At 64.9% G+C, this 16,156-nt stretch carries 13 protein-coding genes; 11 read left to right on the top strand and 2 right to left on the bottom strand.

What is annotated here, in order from left to right; genetic code table 11:
- Positions 1–74: 74 nt before the first annotated feature.
- On the bottom strand, positions 75–455 hold the full coding sequence (locus C7450_RS05115) for a RidA family protein (RefSeq protein ID WP_110373338.1): 381 nt from the start codon (positions 453–455) through the stop codon (positions 75–77).
- Positions 452–1,951 carry a M81 family metallopeptidase gene (locus tag C7450_RS05110; protein WP_110373337.1) on the bottom strand — a complete coding sequence of 500 codons (1,500 nt, stop codon included), beginning with the start codon at positions 1,949–1,951 and terminating at the stop codon, positions 452–454. The genes C7450_RS05115 and C7450_RS05110 overlap by 4 nt, the downstream gene beginning before the upstream one ends.
- Positions 1,952–2,286: 335 nt before the next feature.
- On the opposite strand from C7450_RS05110, the gene C7450_RS05105 reads away from it, so the two are divergent.
- The 11 genes from C7450_RS05105 (at position 2,287) to C7450_RS05050 (ending at position 16,144) form a co-directional block, all read left to right on the top strand.
- Positions 2,287–3,750 (top strand): M81 family metallopeptidase, encoded by a 1,464-nt coding sequence (locus C7450_RS05105; protein WP_110373756.1) that lies wholly within the window; start codon positions 2,287–2,289, stop codon positions 3,748–3,750.
- Between the two features lie 31 nt (positions 3,751–3,781).
- Positions 3,782–5,098 (top strand): type III PLP-dependent enzyme domain-containing protein, encoded by a 1,317-nt coding sequence (locus C7450_RS05100; RefSeq protein ID WP_110373336.1) that lies wholly within the window; start codon positions 3,782–3,784, stop codon positions 5,096–5,098.
- A gap of 444 nt (positions 5,099–5,542) precedes the next feature.
- Positions 5,543–7,030 carry a M81 family metallopeptidase gene (locus C7450_RS05090; RefSeq protein WP_110373334.1) on the top strand — a complete coding sequence of 496 codons (1,488 nt, stop codon included), beginning with the start codon at positions 5,543–5,545 and terminating at the stop codon, positions 7,028–7,030.
- A gap of 55 nt (positions 7,031–7,085) precedes the next feature.
- Positions 7,086–8,639, top strand: a complete 1,554-nt coding sequence (locus C7450_RS05085; protein ID WP_110373755.1) for an ABC transporter substrate-binding protein — start codon at positions 7,086–7,088, stop codon at positions 8,637–8,639.
- Between the two features lie 250 nt (positions 8,640–8,889).
- A complete protein-coding gene (locus C7450_RS05080) occupies positions 8,890–9,771 on the top strand; it encodes an ABC transporter permease (protein WP_110373333.1) in 882 nt (293 codons plus the stop codon).
- Positions 9,768–10,715: an ABC transporter permease gene (locus C7450_RS05075; protein WP_110373332.1), complete on the top strand. Its 948-nt coding sequence runs from the start codon at positions 9,768–9,770 to the stop codon at positions 10,713–10,715. The genes C7450_RS05080 and C7450_RS05075 overlap by 4 nt, the downstream gene beginning before the upstream one ends.
- A gap of 95 nt (positions 10,716–10,810) precedes the next feature.
- Entirely contained in the window at positions 10,811–11,914 is a 1,104-nt protein-coding gene (locus C7450_RS05070; RefSeq protein WP_425351150.1) for an ABC transporter ATP-binding protein, read from the top strand.
- Positions 11,911–12,897: an ABC transporter ATP-binding protein gene (locus C7450_RS05065; protein WP_110373331.1), complete on the top strand. Its 987-nt coding sequence runs from the start codon at positions 11,911–11,913 to the stop codon at positions 12,895–12,897. Before C7450_RS05070 ends, C7450_RS05065 begins: the two co-directional genes overlap by 4 nt.
- A 53-nt stretch (positions 12,898–12,950) precedes the next feature.
- Entirely contained in the window at positions 12,951–14,423 is a 1,473-nt protein-coding gene (locus tag C7450_RS05060; RefSeq protein WP_170147065.1) for an alkaline phosphatase family protein, read from the top strand.
- 120 nt (positions 14,424–14,543) lie between these two features.
- Entirely contained in the window at positions 14,544–14,981 is a 438-nt protein-coding gene (locus C7450_RS05055) for a VirK family protein (RefSeq protein ID WP_110373329.1), read from the top strand.
- A gap of 341 nt (positions 14,982–15,322) precedes the next feature.
- Positions 15,323–16,144: a TIGR02594 family protein gene (locus C7450_RS05050; RefSeq protein WP_110373328.1), complete on the top strand. Its 822-nt coding sequence runs from the start codon at positions 15,323–15,325 to the stop codon at positions 16,142–16,144.
- The last annotated feature ends 12 nt before the right edge of the window (positions 16,145–16,156 follow it).

Raw genomic sequence — 16,156 nt, 5'->3', positions numbered from 1 at the left:
TCGCCGGGGATGCCCCGCGAGCCGTGCGTATCGTCCGGAATGACGCCGGAGAACGGGCAGGCCGTCATCCGGTGTCACGTCGCCTTGACGACGGCGATACACTCGATTTCGTAGCGGAGTGCCTCCGTCAGGCAGTTGGTGATCGTGGTGCGGGCCGGATAGGGCTCGCGGAAATAGTCGGGATAGATCGCGTTGAATTGCGCGAGATCGCTCGCGTCACGCACATAATTCCGCGTCTGCACCACATGGGCGAGATCGCTGCCGGCCGTCTCCAGCACCTTGCGCAGGTTCTCGATGGAGCGACGCATCTCGCCTTCGAAGCTGTCGGAGATGATCTGTCCCGTCGCGTCGACCGATGCCTGACCGGAGACGAAGATGAGATCACCCACGCGCGTGCAGGGGCTGAACGGCAGATGCGAGCGAGGCGTGTCGGGGGCGGCGGGATAGTCGATCATTCCGGGCTCCAATCGGCGTGGATGGGAAAAACGCCGCGCCGCAGCCGGCGGAAGGGCAGGGTCGCGATCCGGCTCGTGCAGGGCCCGGCCGTTTCCACCGTGAAGCTGCCGGCCGCGATCGGATCATAGGCGCGGCGGTGGGCGACGGCCGCCTTCACGCCGATCGCTTTCAGATCTTCCGGGATGATCCCTTGTGAACGGAACTGCGCGAGATCGAAGGGCGGCGTCTTGCGACTGGTGATCAAGACCTTGATCCCCTTGCCGACCGTGACGACCGCAGAGGGGCCCATGGCGAAATGCACACCCTGCGAGGCGGCGAGATGGCTGTTGCGATCCTCCAGGGTGAAGTTCCCATCGCTGCGGCTGACGAAGCGGGCATCGACCTCGATCGGCGGATCAGCAATCGCACTGCCCTTGCCACCGAGGGAGAGCCGGCGCGTCTCGCCAGGGACGGCGTCAGCCAGGGCTGCGACGGCGGCGGGGTCGGAGATGGCGACCGCCGCATTGTCAAAATCATGGTTCAGGAAAGCGCGCAGCACCGCGGTGCCGTCGCCCGGCGCGCCACCGCCGATATTGTCGGAAGGCTCCACGACCACATAGGGGCCGCCTTCCAGCGTCTTGATATGAGCGACCGCCGCGTCGAGGTTCCACTCCTCCGGCAAACCGAACTCACGCAACTCGATCGCAAGGTCGCGCAAGCGCTGCAAAGCGGATTGCGCGACGGTGTCATCGGCGGTGGTAATCACCGCGAAGGACACGCCCGTATCGGGGGTGTCGGAAAACGAGTAGCCCGCAACCACATTCGCCGCCCAGATGGCAGGGGTCTCCACCTCGATCCGGCGGGCGAGCGCTTCCAGGTCCCGCATCGGCCGGTCGGCCGTGCCCGTCCCGGTCGGCGGCCACATCAGCGGGGCGGTCAGGGTGACCATATGCGGGACGGTTTTCTCCTTCAAAGCCCGTGCCATCAGGCGCGCCGAACGAACGGCGGAATCGCGCGCGTCGATATGGGGGTTCTCGCGATAGGCGATCAGCCCGTTGGCGTGGCGGGCCATCGCGGGGGTGAAGTTCGCATGCAGATCAAAGACGCCGAACAGCGGCAGGTGCTCCGCCCCGGGGACCGCGCGGATACGGCTGAGCAGTTCGCCTTCGGGGTCGACACATTCGGTCGTCACCATCGCGCCGTGCAGGGCGAGCCAGATCCCGTCGAGCCCGCCATCCGCCAGCGCGGAGGTCAGCGTCGCGTTCAGCTTGTCCCAGAACAGCTCGAAGACGGCGTGGTCCGTCGTTCCCGAGGGCAAGGCGGTGAAGTCGGCGGCCGGCACCACCTCCCAGCCTTCTTCTTTCGCGACCTCGAGAAAGCCGTCGACGGTGGAGCCATCCCCGTGGCGGTCGAGGACATCCCGGATCGTGTAGTCCTCGAGCGTGGTGATCTCGTCGACAAACGTGTGGGTTTCGTGGAACAGGGCAGCCAGCAGGATGCGCGGGCGTTTCGTCATAGGGCGTTATCTCCTCGGCTTTTCGGAGCCGTTCCACAGCACACGGGGGCGTCCCGGCGATATCATGAATTCTATCCGGTTTCGCCGGAACTTCGGGCTCCATCGGGGCAGGCCAAAGAACCCCGGCAATGTCTGGCATGTAAAGGTGATCTCACCACCGCATCTTTGAACGCCCGTCATCACGGCGCAAGTGGCGATTATTCCGTGAGGCGAAACGATGTCTGTTTGACAGCCGTTTCCTCTTGTCCGTTACTGCCTGCAGGCCCGCTTCGGGCGCATGAATGGAAACGGTCGGGCCGGCTTCGTGCGGTCCGCAGATCAGCGGGGACGATCGGATGCGTGTCTTTGCGGCGTCATTGGCGACGGAAACCAATACATTCGCCCCGCTCTTCGTCGATCGCAGCGCCTTCGAAGGGGCGTTCTACTGTCCGCCGGGCACCCATCCCGATACGCCAACGCTGTGCTCGGGCCCGATGATCGCGGCCCGCGAGCTGGCACAGCGTGAAGGGCTGACCGTGATCGAGGGCACCGCAACCTGGGCGGAGCCTGCCGGGCTCGTCTCACGCGACGCTTACGAGAGCCTGCGCGACGAGATCATCGCGCAGCTCAAAGCGGCCCTGCCGGTGGATATCGCGCTGTTCGGCCTGCATGGTGCGATGGTCGCTCACGGTTATGACGACTGCGAGGGCGATCTCCTGGCCCACGCCCGCGCGGTGGCCGGCCCCGACTGTATCATCGGCGCCGAACTCGACATGCATTGCCATCTCACCGATCAGATGGTCGAGGCGGCCGATGTCATTAATGCTTTCAAGGAGTTTCCGCATACCGACTTCCTGGAGCGGGCGCGCGACCTTGCGGCGCTCTGCCTGAGGGCGGCGCGCGGGGAGGTCAAGCCGGTCACCGCCGTCTTCGACTGCCGCGCCATCTCCGGCTTCATGACGAGCCGGGAGCCGGGGCGCAGTTTCGTCGACCGGCTGCTGGCGATGGAAGGGCATGACGGCATCCTCAGCATTTCGGTGGCGCACGGCTTCCAGGCGGGCGACGTCTATGACGTTGGCACCAAGGTCATGGTGATCAGCGACGGTGATCTCGGCAAGGCCGCCAATTTGGCTGAAAGCCTGGGGCGTGAGATCCTGGGCTGGGGTCCGGGGGGCGGCGTTCCGCGCCACTACAAGCCCGAGGAGGGCATCGCGGAAGCGGTGCGGCTCGCGCAACCCGGCCGGCCGGTGGTCCTCGCGGATCGCTGGGACAATCCGGGCGGTGGCGTCGCGGGCGATTCCTCGGTGATGGTCGAGGCGCTGCTGAAACATCCGGATATTCCTGCCGCCATCGGGGCGATGTGGGACCCGGTCGCCGTCAGCTTCTGTCGCGCGGCAGGGGTCGGGGCCGAATTCCGCCTGCGCTTCTGTGGCAAGGCCGCCCCGACATCGGGCCATCCCATCGATGCCGATGTCCGGGTGCGCGGAATCACCGACGATCTCATCATTCCCTTCGAGCAAAGTTGGGTGTCGCTGGGACCGGCCGCGGCGATCTCCATCGGCAATCTCGACGTGGTGCTGTCCTCCACCCGCGCGCAGACCTTCAGCCCGCCGGCCTTCACCGATCTCGGGGTGGACCTTGCCGCAAAGACCCTCGTGGTCGTGAAGTCATCCAATCATTTCTACGCCGCCTTCGCGCCGATCGCCGCGACCGTGCTTTATCTCGATACGGGTGGACCCTACCCATCGGATACCAGCAAGATCCCCTATAAGAAGGCGCGGCGCCCGCTGGCGCCGCTTGATCCGAATCCCCTGCTCTGATTGTCCCTCACAGCCCCAAGGTCCCGACGCGATGGCATCGACGAAAACCTCTCCCCTGCCGCGTCTTGCGCTGGAACCCTTGCACGCGGCCGTGCTCGACAGATCCACCAAGGGGCTGCCGCCCGGTTGCGAAGGTCTCACACTGGCCGATGTCGGGCGCCAGGGATGGAACGTGCTGGCCGGTGACATGCCGCTGCCGCTGGCGGTGATCCGCACCTCGGTTCTGGAAGCCAACAGCCGCTGGATGAAGGCCTTCACGGCGCTGAACGGCCTGGAGATCTCCCCCCATGGCAAGACCACCATGGCGCCGCAACTCTTCGACCTGCAGGTGGCGGACGGGGCCTGGGCGATCACCGTCGCCACGGCGCAGCAGCTCGATGTCTGCCGCCGCTTCGGCGTCAAGCGCGTGATCCTCGCCAATCAGCCGGTCGGCCGGCCGGCCATCGATGCCTGTTTCTCGGCCATCCGCGACGATGGCATGGAACTTTATTGTCTGGCCGACAGCCTTCCGGGCATAGCCCTCCTCGCCGAGGGCGCCGCCCGTATTCAGGCGCCGGCCGGCAATCCGCTCCATATTCTTGTGGAGATCGGCTTCGAGGGGGGGCGAACCGGCACCCGTACCCGCGAGGAGGCATTGGCCGTGGCGCGAGCCGTCGGCGAGATCCCCGGCTTGCAGCTTGCCGGCTTCGAGTGTTTCGAGGGATTGCAGCCGACGCCCGCCGGGGCGGACCGGCTCCTCGACGAGGTGATCGCGGTCGCAAAGCAGGCGGACGACGAGGGACTGTTGGCGGCGGGCCAGGGGATGGTCCTCAGCGCCGGCGGTTCTTCGTTGTTCGATCGGGTCGGTGAACGGCTGAATGCGGCCGCCTTCGCGCGCCCTGTCGTGAAGGTGCTGCGGTCCGGCTGCTATCTCACGCACGATTCGCTGAGCTATGCCGCCGCCTTCAGGCGCATCCTCAATGAGACCTCGCTGGCCCTCCCCGAAGGCGGACTGGAGCCGGCGCTGGAGGTGTGGGCCTATGTGCAATCGCGGCCGGAGCAGGGTCGGAGCATCCTCACCGTCGGCAAGCGTGACATCAGCTATGATGCCGGGATGCCGGTTCCCCTGCGCTGGTACCGGCCCGACGGCAGCATGACAGCGCCCCGGTCCATGCCGGCGGGGCATGTTGTGCTCGCCCTCAACGACCAGCACTGCCACCTTGGCACTCCGCTCGACAGCCCGATTGCCGTCGGCGACATGGTGGCCTTCGGGATCGGCCACCCCTGCACCACCTTCGACAAATGGGCGTTCATGGCGCTGGTCGATGACGATTACCGCGTCGTCGATGGCATCCGCACCTTCTTCTGATCGCCGTCGACCGAAGGAGGGCTTTCCGCTGTGCCTCCCACACGGAAGGAAACCGCCCCGGACTGCTGCGAAATCCAGGCAGGCGGCTCAGGCGGCGTGGTCCGAGGGGGGAGCTCCCGCGACGGGTGGAGCCTTGCTCATGCGGCGCGATGACGTCTGGGGTTACGGTACGGACGCTCGCGTCGCAGCCGCGGGGCGCTGAGGAGGGCACAACGTTTCTTCTGACGAAACGAGGGGTTCTTGACGCGAATTCTGCGCGTTACTACGCTTCGATCAAGTCGGGAACGGTGGAGCTCACGGCAGCGCTCAAGAAGTTCGGAACAAGAAGCGATGCCCTTGTGCTCTGATGTATTAGAATTGGCGATCGTGGCGGGTCATTTCGCTCCGGGAGCGTGATTCGCCTTTTATCGCCAGTATTCACTCTATAATCGCGGGGGTGGTCAGGTGCGGCTAGCGCTTATTCATATCGGCCAGGAGACGAATGACTTCAATCCCGTGCTGACAGAGCTTTCGGACTACGCCGCCTTCGGGATCCTCGAGGGTGATGCCATCCCGGCTGAACTCACGGATCTCGGTCAGGTCGGCGGCCATTACGCGGCGGTGGCGGAATCCGGTCTTCCCGTCGAGACGGTGCCCATCATCAGAGCCTGGAGCGGGGCGGGCGGGCGCATCACCCGTGAAGCGTTCGACTTCTTCCAGCAGAAAATCCGAGACGGCCTGACGGCAGCCATGCCGGTCGACGGGCTCGTGCTGCAACTCCATGGCGCTTGCGCGGCCGAGGGGATCGACGATGTCGAAGGCGCACAGATCGCTCTCTGCCGCAGCATTCTCGGGCCGGATGTGCCCATCATGGTCGGGCTCGACCACCACGCCAACATCACACAGACGATGATCGACAATGCGACGATCATCGTCGGCCATCGCACCCAGCCCCATGATACATTCGATACCGGCAAGGTCGGGACGGAAGTCCTCCTGAAGGTCCTGACGAACAAGCTGAAGCCGGTGACGGCGTGGCGGAAGATCCCGCTGTTGTCGCATCAGGAGCAGTTCCTGACGGCGAAGGGGCCGATGAAGATCTGGTTTGATCGCGCCCGCGCCCTCGAGGCTGATCCGCGTGTTCTGCAGGCCTCGAACTATCCCATGCAGCCATGGCTCGACGTTGCCGAAGGCGGCTGGGCAACCGTCGTCGTCACGGATAACGACCCTGAACTCGCGGAACGTCTGGCCGACGAGCTCGCCGATCTCGCCTGGTCGATGCGCGACGATTTCCAGGTCAAGGAAGCCGTTTCGGTCGACGATGCGGTCATGATGGCCGACCGCGCCGCGCGTGGCGTGGTGGTGATCAGCGATACCGGCGACACGGTGTTCGGCGGCTCGGCCGGCGACAGCAACCTGATCCTCGAGGCTATCCTGCGGCTTGGCATCAAGAGCCCGACCCTTATTCCCCTGATCTCGCCACAGACCGTCGCGCGGCTGACGGAGGCCGGGGAGGGCGCCACCGTCACGCTTCCCATCGGTGGGGACGCCGCGACTGCGTTCTTCTCGCCGCTTGAGGTGACCGGCACCGTGCGCAAGGTTGCCGACGGGCGGATTCCCGTCGCTTTCAATCACCAGACCCATATCGATATGGGGCGCGTCGTGATCTTCGACGTGGGTCCATGCACGCTCCTGATCTCGGAGTTGCGTGGTGTTGCGGGCAATATACCGGCTGCCTACGAGGCTTTCAGCATCAACCCCAAGGACTATAAAATAGCGGTTCTCAAAACCGCATCGAATTTCCAGTATTTCGCGCCGATCTCGTCCGAGGTCATTCGTGCCGATACACGTGGCCCGGGCCAGTCCGACGTATTCACATTGCCCTGGAAGAATATTCCGCGGCCGGTGTATCCGCTGGAACGCTTCGATGATTGGCGAAATCCACAACAATGAAGAGCGGGAACGGGACCTTGCAACAAGGCCCATTGTGACAAAGCGGGAGAGCGGCATGACATATAGGAAATTTGGGCTGCGGATGCTTCGCATCGCGGTTTGTGCTGCGGCAGGCCTCGCCATTGCAGGTCTGGCCATGGGGGCGACGGCCTCCGCCCAGGCGTTGAAGGGTGGCACGCTGCGCATCGGCGTTCTCGATGAGATCGCCAATTATGATCCGCAGCAGCTGTCGACGGTGAACTTCTACGTCATCAAGAACCTCTACGACAGCCTGATCGAATATACCGCCGACGGCAAACCCGTGCCGAGCCTCGCGACCGCATGGAAAATCGCGCCGGACAACAAGTCCGTCACGGTGACCTTGCGTGACGGCGTGACCTTCCACAGCGGCACGCCGTTCAAGGCGGATGGTGTGATTGCGGCCCTGACGAAGGGCGCGGATCCGGCCCGCGGCAAGAACGTCTACTCGACCATGGCGGTCGTCAAGGACTGGACCGCGCCCGACGATCGCACCGTCACCATCAATTTCAAGGATCCGGTGCCGGACCGTCAGATCCTGGACCTTCTGCAATTCCTCATCCCGATCGACCCGAAGGGCGTCGAGACGGTGGAAACGGTGCCGGCGGGCACGGGTCCCTACCTGCTGGAAAGCCGTTCGGTCGGCCAGGGCATGAAGCTGAAGGCCAATCCGAATTACTGGCGCAAGGGCGAGCCGGTGTCGAAGGAGATCGTCTTCACGATCTTCAGCGAGGATGCCGCTGCAACGGCGGCGCTCGAATCCGGCGCCATCGACATGGTCTATAACGGTTCCTCGCGCAGTGCCGCGCGCCTCAAGAACGCCGGCTACCAGGTCTTCGACGGCCCGGGCAAGCTTGTCCAGGTCTTCCGCATCAATTCGACACGTGGCCCGTTCCGGAACAAGAAGTTCCGGCAGGCCTTCAACTATCTGATGGATCGCGACGGCATCCTGCGGGTCGGCTATGCCGGCATGGGGCAGGTCGTCGCCCTGCCATGGGCGCCGGCGAGCCCGGCCTTCGATGCCTCCTATACCAAGACCTACGCCTATGATCTCGAGAAGGCCAAGGCGCTCCTGAAGGAATCCGGGCTCACGCCGGCCGAGATGCAGGACTGGAAACTGCTGGTCAACGGCAGCGACGAGCCCTCCGTGCGCATCAGCCAGGTCGTTCAGGCGACGCTTGCCCAGGTCGGCATCAAGATCGACCTCGATATTCGCCAGGGCGCTGAATTCGTCGATGCCCTGCTCAAGGGCAATTTCGACGCCGTCTTCGGCGGCGTGGGCAATGTGCAGAAGTTTCCCTCGCGCGTCGCGACGAATTCCATCTATCGCACCTCGAAGAACCCGGTCCTGAAGGACCCGCACCCGCATCCGGATTATGTGGCGGCCATTGCCAAGGTCGACACGACATTCGGTTCGGGCACCGACGTCAAGGCGTCCTATGACAACCTCAACAAGGTGCTGGTGGATGAGTCTTTCGGCATCCCGACCAACTCCTATGAAGTCGGCCTGATCGTCGCCTCGGACAAGATCGGCGGGATCACCCCCGACATGGACAACCTCCTCGTCGCCCGGACCATCGGGTTCAAGTAATGGGGGTGATGGGTCCAGGTCGTCTATTGAAGGATCCGTGCAGCAGGGCCGCTATCGCCGACATCCGATCGCGGCCCGACGATATCGACGACAGAACGGCAGACGCCCGGACAGGGGTTGAGCTGCCGGTCTCTCGGCTTGTCTGTGCATCGGATCGGCGAAGAAGCCGCTCACATTGCTATGGCCGGGTACGCCCCGTTGACGCAAACTGCCGCGCAGGCAGGTGCCGGCCGGCGGGGAGGGGCCGTCGATGACTGTCCAGGAAGGCGTTCTGACGAAGAGGCGGCGGCGGCCGCTGCCCCCTCTCGGCTTCATCATCAGTCTCGGATTCCTCACCGTCGTCATCTTCGGGGCGGTCTTCGCGAATGTCCTGCCGATCGATCCGCTCGCGCAAAACATCGTTGACTCGCTGAAGCCGCCATCCGGCAGCCACTGGTTCGGCACCGACGAGCTCGGGCGCGATATCATGGCGCGGGTGATTTTCGGCGCGCGGACATCGCTGGTGACGGCCGCAGGTGCCGTCATCATCGCGGCGCTGATCGGCGTGCCGATCGGGCTCGTCGCCGGCTATTTCGGCGGCTGGCGCGACACCGTGCTGATGCGCTTCATCGACGTGCTGCTGGCGCTGCCGAACATCCTGCTGGCCATGGCGCTGATCGCGGTGCTCGGGCGGAGCCAGACGGCGGCTCTGATCGCCGTCGGCGTCGCCGGCGTTCCGAGTTTCGCGCGCATCGCCCGCGCCCAGGTGCTGACCTTGCGCCAGCTCGATTTTGTCTCGGCGGTGCGCGGTTTCGGCTGCTCGTCGAGCTACATCATGTTCCGGACCATCCTGCCCAACATCCTGAGCCCGCTGATGGTGCAGGTGATCGTTCTGTCCTCGGTCGCCATCCTGCTGGAGGCGGCGCTGGCCTTCCTCGGGGTCGGCGTTCCGCCACCGACGCCGAGTTGGGGCGAGATGCTGCGCACGGGCAAGTCCTACCTCTATGAGGCACCCTATTACGCCGTGCTGCCGGGTCTCGTTCTCACCCTCACCATTCTGTCCTTCGACACCATCGGGAAACAGATGTCGCGGGCCCTCGATCCGCGTTCGGGGGGCGGGACGCCCGGTGAACTGGAGAGGGCCGGGCCATGACGGGTTTCATCCTGCGCCGGCTGGCGCAACTCATCCCGGTGCTGCTGATCGCGTCCTTCGCCATCTGGGCGATGATCTTCGCCGTGCCGGGCGGGCCGGTCGGCATGATGGTCGGCGAGAACGCGACGCCGGAGGAGATCGCCGCCGCGACACGCAAGCTCGGGCTCGATCGCCCCATTCCCGTGCAGTATTTCAACTGGCTGACGCATGCGGTCACCGGAGATTTCGGCCAGTCGCTGCACAGCCGCGATCCGGTGACCAAGCTGATCGGTGAGCGCCTGCCGGCGACGCTGCAACTCGCCCTGGTCTCCATTCTGGTTGCCCTGGTCATCGGTATTCCCGTGGCGATCACCGGCGCCGTGAAGGAAGGATCCTGGGTCGACAGGCTGCTCAACGGCTGGAACGCGCTCGCGCTCGGTGTGCCGACCTTCTGGCTCGGCATCCTGCTCATCCTGCTGTTCTCGGTGGAACTACGCTGGCTGCCGTCGGCGTCGCGCTATGTGCCGCTTTGGGAGGATCCCAACCAGGCCCTGCGTAGCCTGATTCTCCCCGGCCTCACGCTCGGCCTTTATGTGTCGGGCATTCTGGCGCGCTTTCTCAAGGCCTCGCTCGTCAGCGAGGCGCGCGCCGACTATGTCCGCACCGCCCGTGCCAAGGGGGTCTCGGAGCGTCAGATCGTCGGGCATCACATCATGCAGAACGCGTTGCTGCCCTTCATCACGATCGTTGGCCTGATGGTGGCCAATTTCATCGGTGGGGCCGTGGTGACCGAGGCCGTGTTCACCTATCCCGGGCTTGGGCGGCTCCTGATCCAGGCCATCAGCACGCGCGATTATCCGCTGATCCAGGGCTGCATCGTCGTTATTCTGGTGATCTACATGGCGATCAGCCTCATCGTCGACATTCTCTATGCGGTCATCGATCCCCGCATCGAATACCGCTGAAAGTCCCGTGTCATGCGGCCGTCATCAATCCGCGTGCAAATGCGGGGATGATGACTGCCGTTTCCCAACAGCCTCCCTCGGGGAGGTTCTTGCCGTTGCTGCATCCCGTCCCGGGATCCACTGGTGCGGCGCCCCCGCTGCTGTCACTCGAGGATTTCACGGTCGCCTTCGCGCAGGGCGCCGGCCGGACGCGCGTCGTGCATGGCATCGATCTGACGCTTCAGCGCGGCGAGGCGCTCGGCATTGTCGGCGAGTCGGGCTGCGGAAAGAGCGTTACCTGGCTTGCGGCGCTGCGCCTTCTCGGCAAGCGCGCGGTGACGACGGGCCGCGTGCTCCTGAATGGCCGGGATCTGAGCGGCTTCAGCGAACGCGAGCTCGCCGACGTGCGGGGAGGGCGCATCGGCCTGATCTTTCAGGACCCGACGAGTTGCCTGAACCCGATCCTGCGCATCGGCACGCAGATTGGCGAGGCGCTGCGCCTGCATCGCGGGCTCACCGGCAAGGCGGCAGAGCGGGAAGCGTTGCGCCTGCTCGACCGCGTCGGCATCGCCGATGCGCCCCGCCGCCTGCGCCAGCATGCGCATGAGCTGTCGGGGGGGATGAACCAGCGTGTGATGATCGCCATCGCGCTCGCCGGCGAGCCGGATGTGCTGGTGGCCGACGAGCCGACCACGGCGCTCGATGCCACCATCCAGGCGCAGATTCTCGACCTCATCCGCGATATCCGGCGGGATACCGGCATGGGGCTCGTGCTGATCTCCCATGATCTCGGCGTCATTGCCGATCTCTGCGACCGCGTGGCCGTGATGTATGCCGGGCGCGTCGTGGAGACGGCCGCGACGCAGGATCTGCTCGGCTCTCCGCGCCATCCCTATACGCGGGGACTTCTGGCCGCGCTTCCCTCTCTGGAGGGACCGCGCGTGCGGCTGACGCCGGTCGGCGGCACGGTGCCCTCGCCGGACGCAATGCCGCCCGGATGCGCCTTCGCGCCGCGCTGTGCCTATGCGGAGGCGCACTGCGGCAACGGCATTCCCGTGCTGCAGCCCGCCGGGACGGGTCATCTTTCGGCATGCCGGCGGCTCGACGCCCTGATGGGCGAATGGCAACGACAGGCCGCCCGTGAGGCCGGCCGGCATGATCCGGTGGTGCAGGATCTGGACTGGCCGAATCGCGATCGCCAGCGGGAGTTGTCGGCGTGACCCCCCTGTTGAATGTCCGGGATCTGGCATGCCGGTACCGGGTCACCGGCAAGCGCGGCGAGACGCACTGGCTGCATGCCGTCGATGGTGTCAATTTCACGCTCGATGCGGGGCGGACGCTTGGAGTCGTCGGGGAATCCGGCTGCGGCAAGTCGACCACCGCGAAGCTGGTCCTGGGGCTTCAGCCGGCCAGCCGCGGCCGCATCACCTTTGCCGGGGAGCCGGTATCGGCGACGCGCGACAGCCATTGGCGCGCCATGCGGCGCCGCATGCAGATGGTTCATCAGGACCCGCTGGCGGCGCTGGATCGGCGTCTGACCGTCGGTGAGCAGGTCATCGAGCCGCTGATCATCCACGGGCTGAAGGGCGGTCCGCAGACGCCCCGCGAGCGGGCGCTCGCCCTGTTCGATGCCGTTGGCCTGCGTGCGGCGATGTTCGAGCGCTATCCGCACGAGCTGTCGGGCGGGCAGCGCCAGCGCGTCGTCCTCGCGCGCGCCCTCGTGCTCGACCCAGAGCTTGTGGTCTGCGACGAGCCGATCTCGGCCCTCGATGTCTCCGTCGCGGCCCAGGTCATCAATCTCCTGCAGGATCTGCAGGGGCGTTTCGGTATGGCCTATCTCTTCATCAGCCATGATCTCAAGGTCGTGCGGCAGATCGCCGACGAGGTCGCGGTGATGTATCTCGGCCGGATCGTCGAACAGGGGGCGCCGGACGATCTCTTCCACACGCCGGCCCACCCCTATACCGAGGCGCTCGTCTCGGCGATCCCAACCGTCGGGCAGCGTGATCGCAAGCGCATCGTGCTGGCAGGTGATCCGCCGAATCCGGTCGATCGGCCGGCGGGCTGCGCTTTTCATCCGCGCTGCCCGCGTGCCACCGCCATATGTCGAAGCGAGGTACCGCCGCTGCGGCCTGTCGCCGAGGGGCGATTGGCGGCCTGCCACCTCGTTCCGGCGGTCTCAGCCCGGTCCGCCGCTGCATAACGCGATGGCGTCCGCCGTGGCGCGGTGTGATTATCGCTTTCGAGGACATCGTAATGGTTGAAGATAGCAAGCCGGCCGTCGACCGGGTGATCGTGACAGTGTTTGATGGCCTGCGTCCGGATCTGGTGACGCCGGAGCTGACGCCGAATATCCTGCGGGTCGCAGCCCGCGGTACCTGGTTCCGCGAGGCCCGCAGCGTCTTTCCTTCGGTCACGCGCGTGGCAACGACGTCGATTGCGACCGGCGCGCCGCCGACCGTGCACGGCATCGTCGGCAACGCGTTCTACCACCGCGAGGCGCTGCCGGACGCTATCTTCATGACCGGAGATATCGACCATATCCGCCGCGCCGAGGCCTACCACGGCGGCCGGATGGTCGAGGTCGACACCCTGGGTGACGTCCTGGCAAAAGCCGGCAAGCGGTTGGCGGTCGTGCATACGGGATCGGCGGGGGCCACGCATTTCATCAATCCGCGTGCCCGCACCAATGGCCACTGGACCTTTTCCATGCATGGCGTGGAAGGCACCCAGACGCCCGAAGCGGTGACGGAGGCGATCGCGCATGTCGGGCCCCTGCCGAAGCGGGAGCTGCCACGGCTCGACGAGCTGCGCTACGCAGCCACGCTGATGGTGGACTACGTGCTGCCGAAGCTCGCGCCCGACGTCGCGATCGTGTGGTTCAACGAGCCGGACACGACGTTCCACTACAAGGGCCTCGGGTCGCCGGAAGCGAAGGCGGGCCTCGCCGAGGCGGACCGCGGCCTGGGCGCTATCCTCGACTGGGTGGAGAGCCAGCCGGATCGCGATCGCATCGCCGTCATCGTGGCGTCCGACCACGGCCAGATCTCGACAGGGGCGGTGCGACCGCTCTTCGCGGATGCGGCTGCCGCCGGCTTCAAGGTCAATCTGGGGCGCGACATCAGCGAGGCCGCGTTGACCGTGACAGGCGGCATCAGCGGCGAGATCCGCTTGCGTGACGGCGATGCGGCGACAGTCGGCCGCCTGGCACGCTGGCTGATGGAACAGCCCGATGTCGGCCACGTGTTTTCCCGGGCGCGGAACGACGTGGAGGGGGAGATTGCGGGCACGCTGTCGCTCGACCTCATCGGCAATGGGCATATGCGCCAGCCCGACCTTATGTTCATCTTGCGCTCCGACCTCTCCAAGGACCCGTTCGGATTGCCGGGGCTCGGCATCATGACGCCCGGCGATGTTCCGCTCGGCGGCGGCATGCATGGCGGCATCAACCCGCATGAGCTCAATACCGTATTGATCGTCGGTGCGGAGACTGCGGAAGGCCGTGGCGGCCAGACGGCGGCGCCGGCCGGAATCATCGATATCGCCCCGACCGTGCTCGGGCTCATCGGCATCGCGCCTGCGCCGACGATGCAGGGCCGCAATCTCGCGCGGCCTGCCGCAGACGAGCCCCAGGTCACGCGGCATTCAGCCGGCGATGGACGTTTTGCCCAGCATGTCGACATGGTGGCGCACGCCGGTCGGCGTTTCATCCTCGGCGGGGGGCATTGATAAGCCGCCCAGGCTTCATGTGCCATCGGCGTCGATCGCCATGAAGAAGGATCAGATCTCCGCGCCAAAGTCGCATCGTTCATAAGATCATCCCTCAACATCGTTCGTTGGGGGGCGCTGATGCGGCGGGCGTGGTGGTTTGGTCTGGTGAATGCGCTTGTCGGGCCAGGCGCGGTTCTCTGGACGTCGGCGCAAGCATCGGAGATGGGGAATGAGGAGTTACGCGCCGCCCTGGCGCGTGGGGCCTTGCCGTCCATCGTGATCGACTTCGCCAAATGCCAGGACGACAAGGGCAAGCAAGGGCCTCCCGTCGCGGCAGTTGTACGTTTCTTCGCCTACAATCTGTTGGACGACTATATCGCAACCTCGGGCACGCATCTCTTTGAAGCGACCGATGGATCGATGAAGCTCGAATACATTCGGGCACGCTTCAAGCCCGACGATAGTGTTGAGCTTACGCTCAGGCGTATTGACCCTGCGACCTATAAACCCGCATCGCCGGAGCAGCGCTACCTCTGCAATCGACGCGATGGCGCGGTGCAGTTGAAGGGTGACTGAGACGTCCGAATCGTCCCCGCGCGGAGAGGGGCCTCTCGGGCGAAACGCGCCTTGCGCGCTGTCGCGATACCCTGCCTCCGCGCGTTAAGAGGCCGTCATGCGTCCCTCGGGGGAAGGCCAGCGAGGGCCGGAAATCGAACGCCAAAAATCGCGCGACATCTCGGTAATCTTCTAAAAATCGAAATATATATTATATTTATAAGTCTTTATGAGGTGCGCGCATTATACCATACTTCTCTGTCTTATTTCATTGTTGTCGCATTTCGCCATCGGTATATTCCGTTTTACTTGATTGGAATCAAGTATAAAGCAAATAATCAAATTGGCTTGGAGATGATAACATGGCCAGAGAAGCAAAATGGTTGACGCTTGCGCGCAGCCATGTCGGCATGCGCGAGATCCCGGGGCCGACGCATAATCAAGCCATCGTCGATTGGTGGCAGGACATGGGAGCACCGTTCCGTGACGACGAGACGCCCTGGTGCGGTGCCTTCATGGATCACATCCTGCGGAGCTCCGGAGAAGAGACCGTCGAAACGGGGCAAGTCGCACGCAAATGGCTTAATCTGCCGGTGACCCTCGACGAGCCGGCCGTCGGTTGCGTGGTCGTGCTCTGGCGTGAATCGCCCACCTCCTGGAAAGGGCATGCGGGGTTTCTCGTCGGAAAGACCGAGACCGGGGACCTCCTGCTCCTGGGTGGCAACCAGCACGATGCGGTGACTGTCGAAGCCTTCCCGGCCTCGCGGGTCCTCGGCTATCGCTGGCCGGATGGTCAGCCGGATCGCGAATTCTACAACGTGCCTACTCTCAACAATGAACAAATAGCCGCTTTGACCCCCGCGACGGCACCCGCGCACGACCATGCGACGGTGTCTGCGCGGTCCACCCGCTCCGTGGACATTCCGTCAGACGATTTGTACATACTGCCGGCGTCTCCTGAGCCTGGCAGCAGCGAGGAGCGAACCGCGCTCGTGCTTGATCAGGACGGTGACGGGACTGCTGCCGTCGGCATGAGCCACGACATTCTGCTAGACCCAGACATATTGGCGACCGATCCTGAGGCTGACGACGGCCAGATTCCGGCCCTGGACCGGTTTGATCTGGATGATGTGGAGATCGCCACCATCGGCACGGGCGCGACCTCGTACGAGGCTTGGGTCTAGGCAAACACTGAG

It is taken from the genome of Chelatococcus asaccharovorans, assembly GCF_003201475.1.
In the GTDB taxonomy this organism is placed as follows: Bacteria; Pseudomonadota; Alphaproteobacteria; order Rhizobiales; family Beijerinckiaceae; genus Chelatococcus; species Chelatococcus asaccharovorans.
This window is presented reverse-complemented; position numbering and strand designations above follow the sequence as displayed.

What these genes read in the sequence shown, in the direction of transcription:
- C7450_RS05110 (WP_110373337.1), bottom strand. Translation starts at nt 1,951, where the DNA reads ATGACGAAACGCCCGCGCATCCTGCTGGCTGCCCTGTTCCACGAAACC.
- C7450_RS05080 (WP_110373333.1), top strand. Translation starts at nt 8,890, where the DNA reads ATGACTGTCCAGGAAGGCGTTCTGACGAAGAGGCGGCGGCGGCCGCTG.
- C7450_RS05085 (WP_110373755.1), top strand. Translation starts at nt 7,086, where the DNA reads ATGACATATAGGAAATTTGGGCTGCGGATGCTTCGCATCGCGGTTTGT.
- C7450_RS05115 (WP_110373338.1), bottom strand. Translation starts at nt 455, where the DNA reads ATGATCGACTATCCCGCCGCCCCCGACACGCCTCGCTCGCATCTGCCG.
- C7450_RS05060 (WP_170147065.1), top strand. Translation starts at nt 12,951, where the DNA reads ATGGTTGAAGATAGCAAGCCGGCCGTCGACCGGGTGATCGTGACAGTG.
- C7450_RS05050 (WP_110373328.1), top strand. Translation starts at nt 15,323, where the DNA reads ATGGCCAGAGAAGCAAAATGGTTGACGCTTGCGCGCAGCCATGTCGGC.
- C7450_RS05105 (WP_110373756.1), top strand. Translation starts at nt 2,287, where the DNA reads ATGCGTGTCTTTGCGGCGTCATTGGCGACGGAAACCAATACATTCGCC.
- C7450_RS05075 (WP_110373332.1), top strand. Translation starts at nt 9,768, where the DNA reads ATGACGGGTTTCATCCTGCGCCGGCTGGCGCAACTCATCCCGGTGCTG.
- C7450_RS05100 (WP_110373336.1), top strand. Translation starts at nt 3,782, where the DNA reads ATGGCATCGACGAAAACCTCTCCCCTGCCGCGTCTTGCGCTGGAACCC.
- C7450_RS05055 (WP_110373329.1), top strand. Translation starts at nt 14,544, where the DNA reads ATGCGGCGGGCGTGGTGGTTTGGTCTGGTGAATGCGCTTGTCGGGCCA.